Below are 20,729 nucleotides of genomic sequence, written 5' to 3' on the forward strand. Positions count from 1 at the left end.
TCCCCTGGCCCGGAGGATGACGATGACTCTCGCTCTCGAACGCACGAACACCCCCGCTGTTGTCGCGGAAACCGTTGCCACGCACGAAATCCCGACGGTCGCGTGCGCCGATCTGAGGGTCCCGCTGGTGACCGGCGGCGATATCGGATACGCGAACCTCGATCACGCGGCGAGCGCCCCCTGTCTGGACAAGGTGCGGGCCGCGGTCGACGAATTCCTGCCCTGGTACGCCAGCGTGCACCGCGGCGCCGGGTTCGCTTCGCAGATCTCCACCAAGCTTTACGAGCGCACGCGCGGAATCCTGCGGGACTTCGTCGACGCGCGGTCGACCGACGCCGTCGTGTTCACCCGCAACACCACCGATTCCTTCAACCTTCTCGCGCGCAGCCTGCCGAAGCACACGTCGGTCGTCGTGTTCGACACCGAGCACCACGCCGCGCTGCTGCCGTGGAAGGGACCGAACGTCCGCAGGGTGCAGACGCCGCGCACTCGCCTCGCCGCGGTGTCCGCTGTGGACGAAGCGCTCGCGGACTGCCCGCAGGGCCCGCGGCTGGTCGTCATCACCGGCGCGTCCAACGTGACCGGGGAACTGTTGCCGGTCAAGGAGATCGCCGCCGTCGCGCGGCGGCACGGCGCCCGGATCGCGCTCGACGCGGCGCAGCTCGCCCCGCACCGGAAGATCTCGGTGCGTGAACTGGACGTCGACTACGTCGCGCTGTCGGGCCACAAGCTGTACGCGCCTTTCGGTGCGGGCGCGCTGATCGGCCGCGCCGACTGGCTGCGCGCCGCCCAGCCGTACCTCGCCGGTGGCGGCGCGACGAAGCTCGTCAACCGTGACTCCGAAAACCTCGGCGTGGTCTGGAATTCCGGCCCCGAGCGGCACGAAGCCGGTTCCCCCAACACCGTCGGCGTCCACGCGCTCGGTGTCGCCTGCCAGACGCTGGCCGCGAACTGGGACGCGATCGTCGCCCACGAGGACGAACTGCTGGCGCGGCTGCGTCGCGGTCTCGCCGCGGTTCCCGGATTCGCCGAACTGCGGCTGTTCGACGCGCCGGTCGACAGGGTCGGCACGCTCAGCTTCGTCGTCGACGGTTTCGACCCGGGCTGGCTCGCCGCGGTCCTTTCGGCGGAGTACGGCATCGGCGTGCGAGACGGCGCGTTCTGCGCGCACATCGCCACCAAACGGCTGATCTCCGCCGCCGGTTCGACCGGGCAGCAGGCCGTCCGGGTCAGCCTCGGCCTCGGCAGCACCACCGAACACGTGGACCGGCTCGTGCTGGCGCTGCGCCAGATCGTCGCCCGCGGCGCCCGCTGGCAGTACGAGAAGCCCGAGGGCCGCTGGGTGCCGGAGAACGATCCGCGGGAACTGCCCCCGTTCTGCGCCTGACCCACTAGCCTCTCCCCGCATGGGGAACGAGCGACCGCGTTACTGGTTTCCGCTGGCGTTGCTGGGATTCGCGCAGCTGACGGTGGTGGCCCTGTCCGTCGGCACGCGCCGGTCCGAGGGATGGTTCGCGTATGCGCCGTACGCGAACGGCGGCGTGTTCGGATCCGTCCACGCCGGGGAGATGAGCCGTGAGGCCCTGACCGCGGTTTCGGTCGTCGGCATGGGCAGGATGGACAACTGGCTGTTCGCCGTCCTCGCGGTCTACCTCGGCACGGTGCTGTTCTACGCCTTCCGGGCGAAGACCGTGCGGTGGTGGAAGGTCGCCGGGATCGCGCTCGGCGGGCTGGTCGCCATCGTGCTGGCGGATCTGGTCGGCTACTGGGAACTCGACATGGACGGCGACGCGCGGAGCGCGGTTCTGCTGACGCTCGGCCTGGCCGGGCTCGCCTGGCTGGAGCGCAGCGTGCTGGTGCTCGTCGTGGCCGCGGCGTTCGTGCTCTGCGCGGTCGTGCTCGCGCAAGGACAGCTCGCGTTGGTGCTGTCGTCGCTGGTCGCGCTCGCCGGCGCGTTCGCGGCCCTGCTGAGCAGGCCGAAGACAGCCGCCGAGGAGGCCTGAGCACGCTCAGTGGACAATGGGGGAGTGAGTACAGAGCCCGAAACCGCACCACCGTCGCCGCCGCTGCCCAAGAAGCGCGTCGCCGTGGTGTTCGCCGTCGCCGCGGTGGTGTGGGGGATCGACCTCGTCACCAAGCAGATCGCCGTGTCCACGCTCGAGGGCAAGCAGCCGGTCGAGTTCCTCGGCGGGCTGGTGTACTTCCAGCTGGTGCGCAACCCCGGCGCCGCCTTCTCGATGGCGACCGGGCTGACCTGGGTGCTCGCGCTGGTCGCGATCGCCGTCGTGATCGCCATCGTCTGGCTGTCCCGGCGGCTGCGCTCGGTCGGCTGGGCGATCGGCCTCGGCCTGGTGCTGGCCGGTGCGCTCGGCAACCTCACCGACCGGATCTTCCGCGCGCCGGGCCCGCTGCAGGGCCACGTGGTCGACATGATCTCCGCGTTCGCGCCGAACGGGCAGGGCTGGGCGATCTTCAACGCCGCCGACTCCGCGATCTGTGTCGGCGGCGTGCTCATCGTGATCCTTTCCTTGCTGGGCAAGGACTACGACGGAACATCCACCAAGGACAAGAAGAAAGCGGCGAGCGAATGAGCGCGCGGATGTTGCCCGTTCCCGACGGGCTCGACGGCATGCGCGTCGACGCGGGGCTGGCGAAACTGCTGGGACTTTCCCGCACGATCGTGGCGGAACTGGCCGAATCCGGCGAGATCCTGCTCGACGGCAGGCAGGCCGGGAAGTCGGACCGGCTGACCGCGGGCGGACTGCTCGAAGTGACGCTGCCCGATCCGGCCTCGCCCATCGAGGTCGTCGTGGAACCCGTCGAAGGCATGAAGATCCTGCACGACGACGACGACATCGTGGTGATCTCGAAGCCGGTCGGCGTCGCCGTGCACCCGAGCCCCGGCTGGACCGGCCCGACCGTCGTCGGCGGGCTCGCCGCCGCCGGGCTGCGGATCGCGACCTCGGGTGCGGCCGAACGCCAGGGCGTCGTGCACCGGCTCGACGCCGGCACCACCGGCGTGATGGTGGTGGCGAAGAGCGAGCACGCGTACACCGTGCTGAAGCGGGCGTTCAAGGAACGCACCGTCGACAAGGGTTACCACGCCATCGTCCAAGGCCACCCGGATCCGACGCGCGGCACCATCGACGCGCCGATCGACCGGCACCCCCGGCACGACTACAAGTTCGCGGTCGTCCAGGGCGGACGGCCCAGCGTCACGCACTACGAGGTCGTCGAGGCCTTCCGCGCCGCTTCGCTGGCGCAGATCAAACTGGAGACCGGCCGCACGCACCAGATCCGCGTGCACTTCTCGGCGCTCAAGCACCCGTGCGTCGGAGACCTGACCTACGGCGCCGACCCGGTGCTGGCGCGCAAGCTCGGGCTCTCCCGGCAATGGCTGCACGCGAAGACGCTCGGCTTCGCCCACCCGTCCGACGGGCGCTGGGTCGAGTTCGAATCGGAGTACCCGGACGACCTCGCCACCGCGCTGCGGATCCTGCAGGACGAGAACTAGACGCGATGTGGCCGGTGAGTCGGTACCGGATGTCATGAAAGGGTCGTTCAGGACATATTTCGTCCTGAACGACCCTTTCATGACATCCGGGCGGCGCGAAGGGCGAGTTCCCTCGGCTGAGCCGCGTGAAGGGGGCCTTCACGCGCAGCCGTTGTGACGTGTGGGGTTTCTGTGACTGTTGGAGGCGGTCGGAAGTCCGTGAGGGCCTCCTTCACTACCTTGAGGGTAGGGAAGGAGGCCCTCACGGACATCCGCAGTGCGGGCGTCAGTCGTCGATGGACCAGGTCAGCGTGCGCTCGTCCGGCTCAGGCCGGGGTGACCAGCGCACGGCGACCACGCGGGTGGCGTCCGGCAGCACGTAGACGGTGTGCCCGCCGAGGGTCTCGCCGGGCCGGACACCGATCTTGTGCGGCGGCCGCGAGGTCAGCGAGACCGGCGCCTTCGCGATCGGCTTGCCGTCCGCGGTGAGCAGTTCGAGGTAGTTGTCCGGAAGCGACACGAACGGGATGTTCCCGCGGTTGGTGATCTCGGTGTGCACCACGACCGATCGTTCGCCGGCTTCCAGCGAGTAGCCCGCCGCGCTGAACAGGTAGTCCGCCGGGTCCTGGACCTCGAGCAGCTGGACGGTGAGCTGTTCGCCCTCCAGGCCGTGGGTCTCCATCACGTCACCGGTCCGGCCCTTCTTGCCCTCCGGGGCCGCCTGCGGGGTGACCTGCTGTTCGTCGCCACGGGCCCAGGACGCGGTCTGCGGCACACCCCACGTGCTCATCACCGGGTCGGCGGGCGCCATCGGGGGCGGGGCGAACTGCTGTTGCGGCGGGGCGGGTGGCCGCGGTGGCGGCGCCATCGGCTGGCGTACCGGGGCCGACGGCGGGCCGGGATAGCGCCCCGACGGGGTGCCGTGGACGTTGTAGGCGCCCGACGGAGTGCCGTGGACGTTGTACGCGCCTGACGGCGTCCCCTGGACGTTGTACGGCCCTGAGGGCGTGCCCTGGATGTTGTGCGGCCCGGAGTGGCCCGGCGGGCGTTGGGGCGGCTGTGGTTGTTGAGGCTGCTGGGCCCATGAAGGCGGCGCCCCGGCGATGGCGGCCCGTAGCCCGTTCGGGTCGCTCTCGACGCCGACGAGCAGCGGTAGTCCGCTGCCGGAGAGGGCGACCAGCCGGTACGCGACCTCGCGCGGGTCCATCCCGACCTTGGCCGCGAGTTCGTGTACGGCCGCCTTGCCCAGGTCCGCGAGGGCGGCGAGCAGGCGGATGTCCACGGGATCGGTCACGGCCACGTCCGGGAACGCTACCGCCTCGCCTCCGGCGCCGCGGGAAGAGGCCGTCCGAGTGCCGCAAAACCCGGCTTCGGTAGGTCGCGGTCTCCATTAGGGTCGGGGATACCGCCTCCACCGATCACTGGGGAAGAAACATGAGCGAAGTCTCCGCCCTCGCCGACGAGTTCGTCGAAGCCCTCTTCGACGCCGAGCCGGTCATGCCCGCTTTGCAGGGGTTCCGTCCGGAATCGACCGGGCTCACCGATCTCAGCGAGGCCGCTGGAGACGCCTTCCGCGCGCGGCTGGCCGGGCTCGCCGAGCGGGCCGAGGCGCTCGCCACCGAGGGGCTGAGCGCGGAGGAGAAGACCACTCGCGACGTCCTGATCGCGATGGCGCGGGCGAGGATCGCGCTGCTGGACTCGCGGTTCGTCGAGTTCACCGTCAGCGACCTGTTCATCTCGCCCGCCGCCGAGGTGCTCACCGTGCTGCCGATGATGTCGGTCGGGACGGGCGCGCAGGCGGAGGCACATCTCGGGCGGATCGCCGCGATCCCCGAGTACCTGCGGCAGGCCGCGCAGCGGCATCGTGACGGCGTCGCCCGCGGCCTGGTCCCGGTCGCGTACCTCGTCGACGCCGCCGTCGCGTACCTCGACCGGCACCTCGCCGATCCGTCGGCCGATCCGCTGCTGCGCCAGCCCGCGCCCGACGAAGACTTCGAGACCCGCCGCGCCGACCTGCTGCGCGACGTCGTCCGGCCCGCGATCGCCGACTACCGCGAGGTGCTCGCGAAGGAGATCGCGCCGCACGGCCGTCCCGAGGACAAGCCCGGCGTCTGCTGGCTGCCCGACGGCGAGCGGATCTACGCCCTACTCGCCGAGATGCACACGACGACCGTCCGCACCCCGCGTGAGCTGCACCAGACCGGGCTCGACGTGATCGCGAACCTGGCCGCCGAGTACCGCGAGTACGGCTCCCGGGTCTTCGGCACCAGCGACCTCGCCGAGATCTTCACCAAGCTTCGCAGCGACCCGGCACTGCGGTGGTCCAGCGCCGACGAGATGCTGGACTCCGCCCGCGCGGCCATCACCAGGGCCGAGGCCGAGGCGCCGAAGTGGTTCGGCCGGATCCCGCCGCAGCCGTGGACGGTCGAGGCGGTCCCCGCCGAATCCGCGCCCGGCGCGCCCGCCGCGTACTACATGTGGCCCGCGGTCGACGGCTCGCGGCCGGGCATCTACTTCGCCAACACCCACAAGGCGGAGGAGCGGTTCCGGCACGCGGCCGAGGCGACGGCGTTCCACGAGGCCATCCCGGGTCACCACTTCCAGCTGAGCCTCGCGCAGGGGCTCACCGAGCTCCCGCTGCTGCGCCGCATCGGCGACTTCACCGCGTACGCCGAGGGCTGGGGCCTGTACACCGAGCGCCTCGCCGACGAGATGGGCCTGTACTCCGACGACGTCGCGAAACTCGGCATGCTGACCATGGATTCGATGCGCGCCGGGCGCCTGGTCGTCGACACCGGGCTGCACGCGCTGGGCTGGAGCCGCCGCCAGGCCATCGACTTCCTCACCGAGAACACGCCGATGGCGCTGGTGGAGATCGAGTCCGAAGTGGACCGTTACATCGCGTTCCCAGGCCAGGCGCTGTCGTACATGGTGGGACGGCTGGAGATCCAGCGCATCCGCGCGCGGGCCGAGCTGACGCTGGGCAGCCGGTTCGACATCAAGGCCTTCCACGACGTCGTGCTCGGCGGCGGGGCGCTGCCGCTTTCGGTGCTGGACGGGGTGGTCCGCGACTGGATCGCCGGGCACGGCGACACCCCGAACGGTCTCGCCGACGAGCTGATGGAGCTCAAGTTCGAAGAGCTCCCGCTGTGGCGGTCCCTGCTCGGGCTGCCCGGCGACCACGGCGCGCTGCCCGATCCGAGCGCGGAGGCCGCCGCCGCACAGCGCGCGTCGGCGGTCGCCATCGCCGAGCGCGCCGAAGCCCTTGCCACCGAAGGACTTTCCCCGGCCGAGGCGGTCACCCGCGAGGTCGTGATCCAGCAGGCGAAGGCGATGGTCGACGTGATCGACGCCCGTGCCGCCGAGTTCTCGGTCAGCGATGGGCTGGCCTCGCCCGCGCTGTTCATGCTCAACGAACTCGCGGTGCTGTCGCTGAACGACGAGGAAAAGGTCCGCGGTTACCTGAAGCGGCTGGACGGCATGGGCGCCTACCTGGACGCGTTGATCGTGCGCCAGCGGGCTGCGGCGGCCGATGGTCTGGTCCCGCCCGATTTCCTCGTCGAAGGCGGGATCGCTTACGTGGAGCGCTATCTCGGTGACGAGGCGGGTGACCCGCTGGCGCTCACCGCCTCCGTTTCCGTGGAGGGCTACGAAACCGAACGGGATCGGCTGCTGGCCGAGGTCGTCCGGCCCGCCTACGCCCGGTATCGCGACTTCCTCGCCGACGAGCTGCGTCCCGTGGCGAAGTCCGAGAAGGAGCCGGGGCTGTGCGCGCTTCCCGGCGGGCAGGAGAAGTACGCCGCGCTGATCCGGGCGCACACCTCCACCGAGCGCACCGCGCGGGACCTGCACGACACCGGGCTCGACATGATCGCGAAACTGTCCGACCAGTACCGCGAACTGGGCGACAAGATCTTCGGCACCAAGGATCTCGACGAGATCTTCGAGCGGCTGCGCACCGACCCCGCCCTGCGCTGGCGGGACGGCGACGAACTGCTCGACGCCGCGCGTGACGCCATCACCCGCGCCGAAGCCGTTGCCCCGCAGTGGTTCTCGACCGTCCCCGAGCACCGGTGCCAGGTCGAGCCGGTCCCGCCGGCGGAGGCGCCCGGCGGCACGCTGGCCTACTACATCGAGGCGGCGCTCGACGGATCGCGGCCGGGCACCTACTACGCGAACACCCACGAGGCCGAGCAGCGCCCGAAGCACACGAGCGAGGCGATCGCCTTCCACGAAGCCGTTCCGGGGCACCACTTCCAGATCTGCATCGCGCACGAACTCGAAGGCCTGCCGATGTTGCGCGGTCACGCCGACGTCAACGCCTACGTCGAAGGCTGGGGTCTCTACTCGGAGCGCCTCGCCGACGAGATGGGCCTGTACTCCAGCGATCTGACCAGGTTCGGCATGCTCACCCAGGATTCGATGCGCGCCGGGCGGCTGGTCGTCGACACCGGGATGCACGCGCTCGGCTGGAGCCGTCAGCAGGCCGTCGACTACCTCGCCGAGAACACGCCCATGGCCAGGGTGGAGATCGAGGCCGAGATCGACCGCTACGCCGCCGTTCCCGGGCAGGCGCTGTCGTACATGGTGGGACGGCTGGAGATCGAGCGGATCCGTGCCGAGGTCGAGGCCGCGCTCGGCGACCGGTTCGACATCAAGGGCTTCCACGAGGTCGTGCTGAGCAACGGCATCCTGCCGCTGCGGGTGCTGGACGACGTCGTCAAGGCGTGGGTGGCCGCGCAGTGAGCCGGCACACAGGCGGACGGCGGCGTCCCGGCGCATACTGTCGCTAAGCGAACGCTCAGTAACTTGTGAGGAGATGCCGATGAGGATCGGGACCGCGATCAGCTACGCCGGTGGTTTCGCCGACAGCGTGGCGGACATCGTCGAGCTGGAGAAGGCCGGACTGGACATCGTCTTCGTCCCCGAGGCCTATTCGTTCGACGCGGTCAGCCAGCTCGGCTACGTCGCGGCGAAGACCGAGCGGGTCCAGATCGCGTCCGGCATCTTCCAGATCTACACGCGGACGCCGACGCTGACCGCGATGACCGCCGCCGGACTGGACTTCGTCTCCGACGGCCGGTTCACCCTCGGCATCGGCGCGTCCGGTCCGCAGGTCATCGAGGGTTTCCACGGCGTGAAGTACGACGCGCCGCTCGGTCGCACGCGCGAGATCATCGACATCTGCCGTCAGGTGTGGCGGCGGGAGAAGGTGGTGCACTCCGGTACGCACTACTCGATCCCGCTGCCACCCGAGCAGGGCACGGGCCTCGGCAAACCACTGAAGCTGATCAACCACCCGGTGCGCGAGCGGATCCCGATCCTGCTGGCCTCGATCGGCCCGAAGAACGTCGCGCTCACGGCCGAACTCGCCGAGGGCTGGGAGCCGATCTTCTTCCACCCGGAGAAGGCGGCCGACGTCTGGGGAGCGTCTCTGGCCGAGGGCAAGGCGAAGCGCGACCCGTCGCTGGGCGAGCTGGACACCTTCGTCGGCACCGCGCTGGCGATCGGCGACGACGTCGACGGGATGCTGGACCACCTGCGCGGCATGCTGGCGCTCTACATCGGCGGGATGGGCGCGCGCGGCAAGAACTTCTACAACAGTCTCGCTCAGCGGTACGGCTATGAGGCCGAAGCGAAGCTCATCCAGGACCTGTACCTGGACGGCAAGAAGGACGAAGCCGCCGCGGCGGTGCCGAAGGAACTGATCAAGGCGATCTCGCTGATCGGGCCGGAGGGTTACGTCAAGGAGCGGCTGGCCGCCTTCCGCGAGGCCGGCGCGACCACCCTGGTCGTCAACCCGCTGTTGCCCGGCCGCGAAGCCCGTGTGGCGCAGGTTTCGAAGCTGCGCGAACTCATCGACTAGGCACGCGGGGGAGAGGTGAACCTCTCACCTGTATCGATACGGTATACTTGACCTGCGCCGGTATATCTTCTTCGTGGTCAAAAAGCGGCCTCCCGGTGGAAAGAGAACGTAAACCACGCCTGAACGGCGAGAAAATCCGCCATTATCAGGAGTGAAAGCGAGACCTCGGGGGAATACGTTCGCGACGAAGGTGAGGTGCCTCGCGTGCGCAAGCAGATCGGGGAACCGTCCGCCGCGGTCCTGGACGTCGGGTCGTTCAGTGCACGGCTGGTGGTCCTGGCCAAGGGTGGTTCGCCGCTCGATCCCGCGCTGAGCCACCAGACGCGACTGCGGCTCGACAGGGAACTCGACGACGGCGGGAACCTGACCCGGCGCGGTATCGACGCGGTCTCGTCCGCGGTCGAGGCGGGGATGACCATGGCCGCCAAACACGGCGTCGGGGACGTGTTCCCGCTGGCCACTTCTTCGATCCGCGACGCGGCCAACGTGAAGCAGGTCGTCCGCGACGTCGCGAAGGCCACCGGAGTCGAGCTGCGATTCCTCACCGGCCGCCGCGAGGCCGAGCTGGCGTACGTCGGCGCTCGCCGGTGGTATGGGGCTTCGGCCGGCGGGCTGCTGGTGCTCGACATCGGCGGCGGGACCGTCGAACTCGCCGCGGGAAGCGCCGAAGAAGCCGAGTTCGCGCACTCGCTGCCCCTCGGCGCGCGTTCGCTGACGCGGGACTGGTTCGCCACCGAATGCCCGTCGCCCAAGGTCGTGCGGGCGATGCGGGAGCACGTGCTCGACGAGGTCCGCGACGCGATGCAGGACGTCCTGCCGCAGATCCGCGACCATCGCGCCGTCGGCTGCTCCAAGGTGCTGCGCCAACTCGCCCGGCTCGCCGGTGACCGGCCGTCCCGTGCCAGGGAACTGCACCTCGAAGACCTTCGCGCGTGGATCCCGAGGCTGGCGAAGCTGCCCGCGAAACGCCGCGCCGAACTGCCGGGCATCTCGCGGCAACGCTCGCATCAGGCGCTCGCGGGCGCGATCGTCGCCGAGGCACTGCTGACGCTTTCGGGCGGTCAGGTCGCCATCTGCCCGTGGTCCACCAGGGACGGACTGCTGCTCGGTATGCTCGACGGGCTCGTCACGCTGGAGGGCAAGCCGGCGAAAGCCGCCTGAAAACTGGCGTTTCCGGCCGCGAGCGGGTACCCCGGACACATGAGGGAAAGCAAGAAGAACTTCGGGCAGGACGACGAAGAAGACCTCGACGACCTCCGCGGGATCCAGCCGAAGACCGACGTGCCGAGCGCACCCAACCGTGACGTCGGCCCGCACGGTACGAAGGAGGTCGACGACGTGCCGGGCAGCGGCGAAGTGCCGATCGAACCCCCGGACTGAGCTGTCGCGCGTGCTATGAACGGTCCGTTCCTGGCAAATTTTGCAAGTAAAGGACCGTTCATGGCACGCGAGTGACCGGTCACCCGTCCTTCGGCTGCCTCCGCACCGGAGCGCGGCCCGCGGGCTGCACCGGCGCCGGACCGGGATCGGCCACCGGGATCGGCAGCCGCACCGGCTCGGCGGTCACCGTGAACGTCTCGCCGTGGTGCGCCAGTTCCAGCGGCTCCCCGGTGATCACGTGATACGTTGCGCCCTCGCCGTCGATCTCGACCTGGAACCGGGTGCCGCGGAAGGTCAGCCGGAACGCGATCCGCCGGAGTTGCGGCGGTAGCCGCGGCGCGAAGGTCAGCCGTCCGCCGTGATCGCGCAGCCCGCCGAACCCGGCGACGGTGCCCTGCCACGCGCCCGCCAGCGAGGCCAGGTGCAGACCGTTGCGGACGTTGTTGTGCACGTCGTGCAGATCGGTGAGCGCCGCTTCGGCGAGGTAGTCGTACGCCAGTTCCAGATGCCCGACTTCGGCGGCCACCACGGCCTGCGTTCCCGCCGACAGCGAGGAGTCCCGCACCGTCCGCGCCTCGTAGTAGGCGAAGTCGCGCGCCTTTTGCTCCGGGGTGAAGGAATCCCCGCACAGGTGCAGCGCGAGTACCAGATCAGCCTGTTTGACGACTTGCTTGCGGTACAGGTCGAAATACGGGAAGTTCAGTAGCAGCGGGTAGAAGTCCAGGTCCGTGCCCTCGAAGTCCCACTCGTCGTGTTCGAGGAACCCTTCGGACTGCGGATGGACGCCGAGGTCCTCGTCGTAGGGCACCAGCATCGCCTCGGCCGCCTTGCGCCACGACGCGACCTCCTCCTCGCTGACGTCGAACTGCCGCGCGACGTCGTCGTGCTGGCCGACGATTTCGGCGGCGTAGAACAGGTTCCGGCGGGCCATCAGGTTCGTGTAGACGTTGTTGTCCGCCACCGCGGAGTATTCGTCCGGCCCGGTGACACCGTCGATCCGGAACCGGCCCCGCCGATCGAAATGCCCCAGTGACGACCACATCCGCGCGGTTTCGAGGAGCAGTTCCGCGCCGCAGGTCCGCATGAATTCGTCGTCGCCGGTGGCGTTGAGATAGCGCACGACGGCGTCCGAGATGTCCGCGCTGACGTGGAACGCCGCGGTGCCCGCCGGCCAGTACGCCGAACATTCCGCGCCGTTGATGGATCGCCAAGGGAACGCCGCGCCGCGCAAACCCAGCTGTGTGGCCCTTTCCCGTGCTTTGTCCAAAGTGGAGTGACGCCAGCGCAGGGCGTCGCGGGCGGCGTCCGGGATGCTGTAGGTGAGCACGGGCAGCACGAAGGTCTCGGTGTCCCAGAACGCGTGGCCGTCGTAGCCCGGGCCGGTCAAACCCTTGCCGGCCAAGGCCCTCGTCTCGCCGCGGGCTCCGGCCTGCAGGAGGTGGAAGAGCGCGAACCGCACGGCTTGCTGCAGTTCCGGGTCGCCCTCGATTTCGATGTCCGAGGTTTCCCAGAAGTCGTCGAGGAACTCCTTCTGCTCGGCGAGTAGTCCCTTCCAGCCGGTCTGCCGGGCTCCGGCCAGCGCGGCTTCGACCTGGGCACGCACGGCAGGCACCGAACGCTGCGCGGACCAGCCGTAGGCGAGGTACTTGGTGATCCGCAGCCGTCCGCCTTTGGGCACGTCGACGGCGATGGTGAGCCGCGCCAGGTCGTCTTCGGCCTCGATATGCGTGCGCACGCCGTCGGAGACGTCGATCTTGTGGTCCATCGCGGCGGCCATCCGCAACCCGGATTTCCGGGTCTGGTGCACCAGCACCGCGTGATACGCCTCGGCGTGGTGGTATTCGCCGATCAGCGGCGACTCCAGCGCGGCCGCGACCCGCGGATCACGCGTGTCGGACTCGATCGGTTCGTTCGCCAGCAGATCCGACTGCACCACCAGCTGGAGCTCGTCGTCGAGCGGTTCGACCTCGTAGCGGATCGCGGCGACGGCACGCTGGGTGAAGGAGACCAGGCGTTCGGTCTTCACCCGCACCCGGCGGCCGGTCGGTGACGACCAGACGGTGTGGCGCGCGAGGGTGCCCTTCCGGAAGTCGAGCACGCGGTCGTGCTCCGTCGCCTGTCCGTACCGCATGTCGAGCGGTTCGTCCTCGACCAGCAGGCGGATGATCTTGCCGTCGGTCACGTTGACGACGGTCTGTCCTTCTTCGGGGTAGCCGTAGCCGGTCTCCGCGTAGGGAAGACCGTGCTGTTCGTAGAAACCGTTCAGGTAGGTGCCCGGCAGGCCACGCGGCTCCGCCTCCTCCAGCGTCGCGCGCAGGCCGATGTGCCCGTTGGACAACGCGAACGCCGATTCGGTGCGCTGCAACGCGTCGACGTCCATCCCGTGCCAGCGCAGCTCCCATGGCGAGACCTCGTAGCCGCGGAAAAGCGATTCGGTCACTTGCGGTCCTCCAGGAGTTCGGCGAGGTCGTCGACCACGACGTCGGCACCGTGCGCGAGCAGTTCGCCCGCCTGATGCCCGCGATTCACCCCGACCACGTAACCGAAACCGCCTTCCTTGCCGGCCTGCACCCCCGCGAGGGCGTCCTCGAAGACGGCCGCGTACTCCGGGGCGACATCGAACGCCTCGGCACCGGCGAGGAACGAATCGGGGGCGGGCTTGCCGCGCAGATTCCTTTCGGTGATCACGATTCCGTCGATCCGCGCTTCGACGAACCTGGTCAGGTCGGCGGCGTCGAGCACCTTCGCGCCATTGGCCGACGAGGTGACGACACCGATGCGCAAGCCGGCCGCCTTCGCCGCCTCCAGGTAGCGGACGGAACCCGGATACGGCGTGACCCCCTCTTCGTCGATGATCTTCAGGACCAGCTGGTTCTTGCGGTTCCCGATGCCGTTGACGGTGGCGGCACCGATTCCGTCGTCCGGGCTTCCCTCGGGCAGCTCGATACCGCGCGAAGTGAGGAAGGTGCGGACGCCGTCGGCCCTCGGCATTCCGTCGACGTAGGACGCGTAGTCGGCGTCGGTGAACGGGGAGAACGCGTCACCGTCGCGGGCGCGCAGGAATTCGTCGAACGTGCGTTTCCACGCTGCGCGATGCTGGGCCGCGGTGCCGGTCAGCACGCCGTCGAGGTCGAAGAGGCAGGCCGTGATGGAGCCGGGCAGACCGATCATGCCTCCGAACGCTACCCGCGCTCGCCGGCGCCCGCTCGGCTCTCTCAGGCCGCGCGGACCACGAGCGCGACGTGCCGCGCGGCCCGGTCCAGCGGTTCGGGGGACCGGCGGACCCGGCTGACCAGCAGGGCTCCTTCGAGGTTGTTCATGACGGCCGCGGCGACGTCTTCGGGGTCCTTCACGCCGCGTCCGCCGAGCAATTCGACCAGCAGCACGTGCCAGGCGGCGAACGCGTCCTGGCACGCCTTGGTGATCGCGGGTGAGGCGTGCGCCATCTCCAGCGTGATCGTGGCGAGCGGGCAGCCGCCGCGGTAGTCGTCGGCGGCCAATGCCTCGCCCGCCTTGCGGTACCACCAGCTCACGGCGTCCTCGACGGTCTCGTTGCGCTCGAAGGCGCGGCGGACCGTCTTCGCCACGACGGTGGTGCCGAGTTCGATCGCGGCGACCGCGAGCTGTTCCTTGCCGCCGGGGAAATGGTGGTACGCCGACCCCCACGGCGTCCCGGCCTGCTCGACCAGCCGCCGCCACGAGGTCGCCTGGTAGCCCTCGCGGCGGAAGAGCGTCATCGCGGTCGAGATCATCCGCTCGCGAGTGGTGGTGTCGGACACGTCGCTCAGCATAGCCCTTGACTAGGACGACCGTCTTAGGAAAGCCTAGGACGATCGTCTTAGGAGGCAGGATGACCATCGACGTCACCGGGCAGACCAGGCAAAAGACCGTGACCTGGCAGGATCCGCTGCCCACCGCCCGGCTCGGCCTGGAGCTGTCCGGACTCGACTACCTGACCGGTATCGCCGAGGGCCGGATCCCGCCACCGCCGATCTCGGCGCATTTCGGCATGCGCTGGGTGAGCGTGGCCGAAGGCGACGTCGTCCTCGCCGCCACACCGGACGAGTCGCTGTACAACCCGATCGGGACCGTGCACGGCGGCGTCGCGGCGACCCTGCTGGATTCGGCGGTGGCGTGCGCGGTGCACTCGACCCTGGCCGCCGGCGTCGGGTACACGTCTGTCGAGCTGAAGGTGAACTACCTGCGCGCCATTTCCGGTTCGGTGGGGGAGATCCGCGCGCACGGCTGGGTCGTGAAGGCCGGTTCGCGCGTCGCGTTCGCCGAGGGCGACATCCGCGACGGGCAGGGCAAGGTGCTCGCGACCGCGTCGAGCACCTGCCTGATCATCAAGCCCTAGAACATTGCGGCGGCGGGCGGAACCGGCTGCTTGACGTCCCAATGCTCCATGATGAGCCCGTCCTCCACGCGCACGATGTCGACGACGGCCGTGCCGAGCTCTTCGCCCGGCGGGACCACGTGCAGGTGCACGACAACGTGATCCTCGTCGGCGATCACGCGTTTCACGGAGACGTCGGCGCCGGCCATCGGTGAATTCCGCATCGCTTCGACGAAAGCGTCGCGGCCGGAAGGGAAACCCGGGCTGTGCGTGACGAAATCCAGGTGCACGTTCGCGCCCGCGGCGGCGAAGTCCTTGCGTACGAACAGGTTCTCGAAACAGTCGACGACGATCTTCTTGGCTGTGGTCATGCGGACATCGTTCCGCGCGGGTGTGCCGCCGTCGATTACCGCGGAGGTAACGCCCCGCCTAGGCCGCGCCGACCTTGCGTTCGAAGACCAGGCCCTCGGCGGCGCGCAACCCGACGCTGATCGCGCCGGTCAGCACCCCGTCGTCGCCCAGTTCACCCTGGACCACCGCGGGCACCAGGGGAGTGAACGCGCGCAGCGCGCGGTCGATCGGGTCGAGCAGCAGATCGGCCGCGGTGCCGATCCCACCGCCGAGCACGATCAGTTCGGGATCGATCACCGCCGCCACCGACGCCACGGTGTACGCGAGCCTGTCCGCCTCCGCCTCGACGGCGCGCAGGGCGAGTTCGTCGCCGTCGCGGGCGAGCCGGAAGACCTCGCGGGCCGATTTCGCCGTGCCGAGGCCGAGTTCGCGTGCGCCGCGGACGACGGACTGTGCCGCCGTCGCCTCTTCGAGGTGGCCACGGACCGGCGGGGCGTCCTCGCCTTCGCCCGGCGCGTCCGACTGCCCGTACGGCAGGTAGCCGATTTCGCCTGCCGCGCCCGTCGCGCCGCGGAAGACCTGGCCGTCGACCATCACGCCCATGCCGACACCGGTGCCGATGGTGATGCAGCCGAACACCGACGCCCCGCGCGCGGCACCGCGTTCCCATTCGCCGACGGCGGTGAGGTTCGCGTCGTTCTCGACCATGAGGTCCGGGCCGAGGACGGCTTCGAGTTCGTCGAGCAGGCCGGCCTTGCCCCAGCCTGGCAGGTTCGGCGCGTGCCGGAAGCAGCGTTTCGCCGGATCCGCGACGCCGGGTGAGCCGAGGACCCGCACGACGATGTCGGTCTGGCTCAGCCCTGCCTCGCGCACTGTCGCCGCCGCGAGGGCGCCCACCGCGCTGACGAGCGCGGTGCCCGAACGCGAAGTGTTCCGCTCGTCACGGCGGGCGACCACGGTGTGGCCGAGATCCGAGACGGCGACCCGGAGATGTTCGCGTCCGATGTCGACACCGAGCACGTACCCGGCCGTGGGATCCGCTTCGTAGAGGACGGCGGACCGGCCGGTGCCGGTCGAGGTGTGCCCGGTCGCCCTGGCGAGACCGGCCGCTTCGAGCGCCAGTAACGCTTGGCTCACCGTGGGTTTCGAAAGACCGGTGTCCTTGGCGACTTGGGGTCGCGTCGCCGGGCCGCTGCGGCGCAGGAGGTCCAGTACGGCGCGCTGATTGATCTTCCGCATCCCGGCGGGGGTGCCGACGGGCGGATTTTCTGCGCCAACCACGAGCTTCGCCTCCTGTCGAACCAAGGTGTTCCACCAAAGTTATCCGGGTCCGGCCCGAAATGGGCAAGAAGGTTTACATTCGGTGGTTCCCGGTGACGATAAACGTGCCGGCGCCGCGAATCGCGCACGCCGCGCGCGAAAACCCGGTGATTCACCCGGTATCCGGGCATGCGCTCCCAGTGACCGGTAATGGTCTAGACCAGAAGGCTCAAGCCACGTGGCGGCTCGCGGGCCGCCGGAATCCCCTGTGCTGACGGGGCCGCTCGGGGACTTCGCCGGTTTCGTAGTCCGTTTCCGCGAGGTGGGAACCCGGGCTGTCGGCCGTCGTCGCGGGGCTGGGGCGGTTGCGCAGACGGTGCTGGCGGTTCACCACGAAGAGCAAAAGCAGTCCGGCGACGACCAGGCCGTGGGTGAGCACGCGTCCGGCGGTGACCTGTCCGGTGACGAGGTCGCCCGCCGACAACGCCAGGAGGAGCGCGACGAAACCGGTCAGCGCCGGTAGTTGCCCGGCCGCCGCCTTCGTGCGGACGGCCGCCCAGCCGAGTCCGACGCCGACGGCCAGGTTCCACGCGCTGCTTTCGTGGGAAAGGTGCCCGACCAGGGATTCCGTGCCGTGTCCCGCGCCGTGGTCGTCGACGCCCAGCAGCTGGGCGAAGGCGAGACCGAGCTGCGCGATCGCGACCATGGCGAGCGCGATCCTGGCGGGCCAGCCCTCCCTCGGCGGGGCGGGGGTGCGCTCGAGGATGACGGCGGTGAGGTCCGGGACCGGTGGAGCTGGCCGCAGCAGCATCGTGCGGTGCAGCCGCTCGGCGCGCGAGAGCCACGACCGGCAGGCGGCGCAGCCCGTCACGTGCCGGTCGACCACCTCGGGCGGGGCGGGTTCGGTTTCGCCGTCGAGCCGGGCCGACAGGGCCTCGCGGCAGGTCTCGCACTTCACGTCTCACTTGTCGGGCGCGGGCCTGCCCGGGTTCCCGGGACGCTGCTACGTTTCTCGTATGGCCGGGCCGCGCAACCACGACGACGAGCGGGTGACCGAGCTCGCCCTCGCCGCCGCCCGCGGAGACCGGCGGGCTCTCGAGGACTGGGTGCGTGCCACCCAGGCGGACGTCTGGCGCTTCGTGGCGCACCTCGCCGACGTCAGCGCCGCCGACGATCTCACCCAGGAGACGTATCTGCGCGCGTTCGGCAGCTTGCGCCGGTTCGCCGGCCGGTCGTCCTCGCGGACCTGGCTCCTGTCGATCGCGCGCCGGGTGGTCGTCGACCGCATCCGGGCGGCTTCGGCGCGTCCGAAGCTCGCCGACGTCGACTGGGAAGCCACCGCCGAGCGTCGCGGCGCTCGTCAGGCGGAGGGTGTCGCGGGGTTCGAAGACCTCGTGGAGCTGCGGATGCTGCTCGACGGGCTCGACCCGGAGCGGCGCGAGGTCCTCGTCCTCACCCAGGTGCTGGGCCTTTCGTACGCCGAGGCCGCGGAGATCTGTGGCTGCCCGGTCGGCACCGTGCGCTCGCGTATCGCGCGTGCCCGCGAGGACCTGCTCGAAGCTGGCCGGGAGCGCGACTCCATCTGACGAATTGCGGTGTGCGCTGTGGCGCGCCACACATTCGGGGCGCTTCGCTGTCACCGCGTCACACAGATGGGCTGACCCGACTACTCCGCGTTGACTAGGCCGAATGCCGATGCCTAGCGTGTCGCCATCCGACCCCAGGCCGCGCGAGGGTCCCCGCCTTCTCCGCGCGCTCTCGAAGGGATCTTCCCGATGGCCAGTCCCACCACTGGAACCCCAGGCGAGACTCAGGACCCCGGCGGTCTCGGCCGCCGCCGGTTCCTGAGCTTCCTCGTCGCGGCGCCCACGCTCACGATCGCCACGAAGATCGGCATCGACGGCTTCGCGCCCGAAGAGGCCGAAGCCGTCATCCCGACTCCGCCCGGTCCTGCCGAGATCCTCGACCTCGGCGACGTCCTCATCCTTTCGAACGCCCCCACCGCCAACCTGCTCGTCCTCGAAGTCCGCGAAGACGGCAGCGTCCGCCTGGAACTGCCCCGGACCGAGGTCGGCCAGGGCATCACCACGGCGAACGCGATGCTGGTCGCCGAGGAGATGGACCTGCCGCTCGACCGCGTCGACGTCGTGCTCTCCGACGCCCGCTCCGAACTGCTGTTCAACCAGCTGACCGGCGGTTCCAACACGATGCGTTCGCTCTACACCCCGGTGCGGATCGCGGCGGCCGCCGCGCGCGCCCGGCTGGTGGCGACGGCGGCTCGGCAATGGGGCGCCAAGGCCGATCGTCTGTCCACAAGGGACGGTGCGGTGATCGCGCCCGACGGCCGCCGCGCGGACTACGGCGCGCTGTCCAAGCCCGCCGCCCGTGCCGATCTGGGGAAGCTCACGGCGACCCCGAAGGCGGAGTCCGCGCACCGGCTCGTCGGCACGCCGCAATCGCGCAAGGACGCGCGCGCGATGGTCACCGGGCAGCTGAAGTACACGCTCGACCTGGACATCCCCGGCGCGAAACCGGCGATGGTCCGCCGCCCGCCGACGATCAACGGCACGGTCGAGAAGGTCAACAACGAGGCCGCCGTGCGCGCGATGCCCGGCATCATCGACATCGCCGTGATCAAGACCGGGGTCGCGGTGCTGGCGGAGACCTTCGGCCAGGCACTCGACGGTAAGAACGCCCTCGACGTCACCTGGAACGCCGGCACCGTCGACGGTGAGAACAACGCGACGATCAAGAAGAAGCTGCAAGCCGCGGCGCTGCCGTTCGTCGTGCCGCCGCTGCTGACCCAGTACGTCGACGGCGAATTCGATTTCGCCTTCGCCAGCCACGCGCCGCTGGAGACCAACTCCGCGGTCGCCGACGTCCGCGAGGACAGCGCGACCATCTGGTCCGGGATGAAGGTCCCGATCCTCGCGAAGCAGAACATCGCGCAGGAACTCGGCCTGCCGGAGAACAAGGTCACCGTGCACGTCCAGCAGGCGGGCGGATCGTTCGGCCGCCGCCTGTTCTCCGACGGCGCGATCGAAGCCGCGCGGATCTCGAAGGCGATGAAGCGGCCGGTGCGGCTGATGTGGAGCCGTATCGACGACATGCGCCACGGTCGCGCCCGCGCCGCCAGCCACCACAAGATCCGCGCCACCTTCGCGCTCGGACAGGTGCTCACCTTCGAGCACCGCGTCGCCAGCGTGGAGACCGACTGGGGTCACGGGCTCGGCGAGGTCTTGACCGCCTTCGCCGCGAAACTGCCGGTCGGTGGGAACCTGAGCTTCGCGCAGACGGTGTTCCTGTTGACGGTGAAGTCGCCGTACAACTTCGGTGTCACCACCCAGCTGCTCAACGAGGTCCCGGTGGACTTCCACACCGGCGCGTGGCGGTCGGTGTACTCGTCGAGCACCCGTGGCGCGGAAGAGATCATGGTCGACGAGATCGCCGCGAAGCTCGGCAAGGATCCGGTGGCGTTCCGGCGGGAGTTCATCAAGAACGACCGGCAGCGTGCCGTCCTGGACAAGGTCGCCGAACTCGGCGAGTGGGGCAAGAAGATGCCCAAGGGTTTCGCGCAGGGGGTCGCCGTGCACGGCGAGTACAAGTCGTACACCGCCTGCCTGGTCGAACTCGACGGACGCGACCCGAAGAAGCCGCGCGTCACCAAGGCGACCATCGCGGTCGACGTCGGCAAGCCGATCAACCCGCGTGGCCTCGAGGCGCAGATGCTCGGCGGCCTGACCGACGGTATCTCGACCACGCTGACCGCGGGGCTGCACATCGACAAGGGCCTGCCGCTCGAGGGCAGCTACTCGCAGTTCCACTACGCGCGGCAGAAGAACTCGCCGATGGACGTCAAGGTGTTCGTCATGCCGGAGACGGGCGAGATCGGCGGCGCAGGGGAGCTCGGCGTGCCGGCACCGGTCGGCGCGATCGGATGCGCCTACGCGCGGGCGACCGGCATCAAGCCGCGAAGCTTCCCGATCAACTTCCCGGTCGACTTCGAACCCTTCCCCCGCTGACTTTCCTTCCCCGCCAAGGAG

At 69.7% G+C, this 20,729-nt stretch carries 18 protein-coding genes; 11 read left to right on the forward strand and 7 right to left on the reverse strand.

Features of this window, described 5'->3' with window-relative positions; all coding sequences use genetic code 11:
- Nucleotides 1-22 precede the first annotated feature (22 nt).
- From DMH03_RS27780 to DMH03_RS27795, 4 genes are read left to right on the forward strand one after another with little or no spacing between them, the layout of a single operon-like run.
- Nucleotides 23-1,387, forward strand: a complete 1,365-nt coding sequence (locus DMH03_RS27780) for an aminotransferase class V-fold PLP-dependent enzyme (protein ID WP_125794946.1) — start codon at nt 23-25, stop codon at nt 1,385-1,387.
- A gap of 19 nt (nt 1,388-1,406) precedes the next feature.
- Nucleotides 1,407-2,003: a hypothetical protein gene (locus tag DMH03_RS27785; protein ID WP_125794947.1), complete on the forward strand. Its 597-nt coding sequence runs from the start codon at nt 1,407-1,409 to the stop codon at nt 2,001-2,003.
- A 24-nt stretch (nt 2,004-2,027) separates the two neighbouring features.
- The gene (gene lspA / locus DMH03_RS27790; RefSeq protein ID WP_125794948.1) at nt 2,028-2,591 is read left to right on the forward strand and encodes a signal peptidase II; all 564 of its coding nucleotides are present in this window, start codon (nt 2,028-2,030) and stop codon (nt 2,589-2,591) included.
- Entirely contained in the window at nt 2,588-3,514 is a 927-nt protein-coding gene (locus DMH03_RS27795) for an RluA family pseudouridine synthase (protein WP_125788613.1), read from the forward strand. The genes lspA and DMH03_RS27795 overlap by 4 nt, the downstream gene beginning before the upstream one ends.
- Nucleotides 3,515-3,779: 265 nt before the next feature.
- On the opposite strand, the gene DMH03_RS27800 is transcribed toward DMH03_RS27795, so the two are convergent.
- The gene (locus DMH03_RS27800) at nt 3,780-4,793 is read right to left on the reverse strand and encodes an AsnC family protein (protein ID WP_125794949.1); all 1,014 of its coding nucleotides are present in this window, start codon (nt 4,791-4,793) and stop codon (nt 3,780-3,782) included.
- Nucleotides 4,794-4,927: 134 nt separating this feature from the next.
- On the opposite strand from DMH03_RS27800, the gene DMH03_RS27805 reads away from it, so the two are divergent.
- The 4 genes from DMH03_RS27805 to DMH03_RS27820 all read left to right on the forward strand — a co-directional run bounded on the left by DMH03_RS27805 (nt 4,928) and on the right by DMH03_RS27820 (nt 10,739).
- Nucleotides 4,928-8,239, forward strand: coding sequence for a DUF885 family protein (locus tag DMH03_RS27805; protein ID WP_125794950.1), 3,312 nt, complete (start codon nt 4,928-4,930; stop codon nt 8,237-8,239).
- A gap of 79 nt (nt 8,240-8,318) precedes the next feature.
- On the forward strand, nt 8,319-9,359 hold the full coding sequence (locus tag DMH03_RS27810) for an LLM class F420-dependent oxidoreductase (protein WP_125794951.1): 1,041 nt from the start codon (nt 8,319-8,321) through the stop codon (nt 9,357-9,359).
- A gap of 204 nt (nt 9,360-9,563) precedes the next feature.
- A complete protein-coding gene (locus DMH03_RS27815; protein ID WP_125794952.1) occupies nt 9,564-10,520 on the forward strand; it encodes a Ppx/GppA phosphatase family protein in 957 nt (318 codons plus the stop codon).
- Between the two features lie 39 nt (nt 10,521-10,559).
- Nucleotides 10,560-10,739: a hypothetical protein gene (locus DMH03_RS27820; RefSeq protein WP_125794953.1), complete on the forward strand. Its 180-nt coding sequence runs from the start codon at nt 10,560-10,562 to the stop codon at nt 10,737-10,739.
- Between the two features lie 79 nt (nt 10,740-10,818).
- Here DMH03_RS27820 and DMH03_RS27825 read toward each other — a convergent pair whose 3' ends face one another.
- The 3 genes from DMH03_RS27825 to DMH03_RS27835 are packed head-to-tail and all read right to left on the reverse strand — an operon-like array spanning nt 10,819 to nt 14,518.
- Nucleotides 10,819-13,179, reverse strand: coding sequence for a glycoside hydrolase family 65 protein (locus DMH03_RS27825; RefSeq protein WP_199749049.1), 2,361 nt, complete (start codon nt 13,177-13,179; stop codon nt 10,819-10,821).
- A complete protein-coding gene (locus DMH03_RS27830) occupies nt 13,176-13,910 on the reverse strand; it encodes an HAD family phosphatase (RefSeq protein ID WP_125794954.1) in 735 nt (244 codons plus the stop codon). Before DMH03_RS27830 ends, DMH03_RS27825 begins: the two co-directional genes overlap by 4 nt.
- Nucleotides 13,911-13,954: 44 nt before the next feature.
- A complete protein-coding gene (locus tag DMH03_RS27835; protein ID WP_233611676.1) occupies nt 13,955-14,518 on the reverse strand; it encodes a TetR/AcrR family transcriptional regulator in 564 nt (187 codons plus the stop codon).
- Nucleotides 14,519-14,589: 71 nt separating this feature from the next.
- Between DMH03_RS27835 and DMH03_RS27840 the strand changes: the two genes are divergently transcribed.
- Nucleotides 14,590-15,096, forward strand: coding sequence for a PaaI family thioesterase (locus DMH03_RS27840; protein WP_125794956.1), 507 nt, complete (start codon nt 14,590-14,592; stop codon nt 15,094-15,096).
- On the opposite strand, the gene DMH03_RS27845 is transcribed toward DMH03_RS27840, so the two are convergent.
- The 3 genes from DMH03_RS27845 to DMH03_RS27855 all read right to left on the reverse strand — a co-directional run bounded on the left by DMH03_RS27845 (nt 15,093) and on the right by DMH03_RS27855 (nt 17,644).
- Entirely contained in the window at nt 15,093-15,446 is a 354-nt protein-coding gene (locus DMH03_RS27845) for a nuclear transport factor 2 family protein (RefSeq protein ID WP_125794957.1), read from the reverse strand. The genes DMH03_RS27840 and DMH03_RS27845 overlap by 4 nt on opposite strands.
- A gap of 58 nt (nt 15,447-15,504) precedes the next feature.
- Nucleotides 15,505-16,707 carry an ROK family protein gene (locus tag DMH03_RS27850; RefSeq protein ID WP_125794958.1) on the reverse strand — a complete coding sequence of 401 codons (1,203 nt, stop codon included), beginning with the start codon at nt 16,705-16,707 and terminating at the stop codon, nt 15,505-15,507.
- A gap of 208 nt (nt 16,708-16,915) precedes the next feature.
- The gene (locus tag DMH03_RS27855) at nt 16,916-17,644 is read right to left on the reverse strand and encodes a zf-HC2 domain-containing protein (RefSeq protein ID WP_125794959.1); all 729 of its coding nucleotides are present in this window, start codon (nt 17,642-17,644) and stop codon (nt 16,916-16,918) included.
- A 58-nt stretch (nt 17,645-17,702) separates the two neighbouring features.
- Here DMH03_RS27855 and sigC point away from each other — a divergent pair, with 58 nt between their 5' ends.
- Together sigC and DMH03_RS27865 are read left to right on the forward strand one after the other, a co-directional pair.
- Nucleotides 17,703-18,272, forward strand: a complete 570-nt coding sequence (gene sigC, locus DMH03_RS27860; RefSeq protein ID WP_125794960.1) for an RNA polymerase sigma factor SigC — start codon at nt 17,703-17,705, stop codon at nt 18,270-18,272.
- Between the two features lie 189 nt (nt 18,273-18,461).
- Nucleotides 18,462-20,708, forward strand: coding sequence for a xanthine dehydrogenase family protein molybdopterin-binding subunit (locus DMH03_RS27865; protein ID WP_125794961.1), 2,247 nt, complete (start codon nt 18,462-18,464; stop codon nt 20,706-20,708).
- The last annotated feature ends 21 nt before the right edge of the window (nt 20,709-20,729 follow it).

This window comes from Amycolatopsis sp. WAC 01376, from assembly GCF_003947415.1.
Taxonomy (GTDB): Bacteria; Actinomycetota; Actinomycetes; order Mycobacteriales; family Pseudonocardiaceae; genus Amycolatopsis.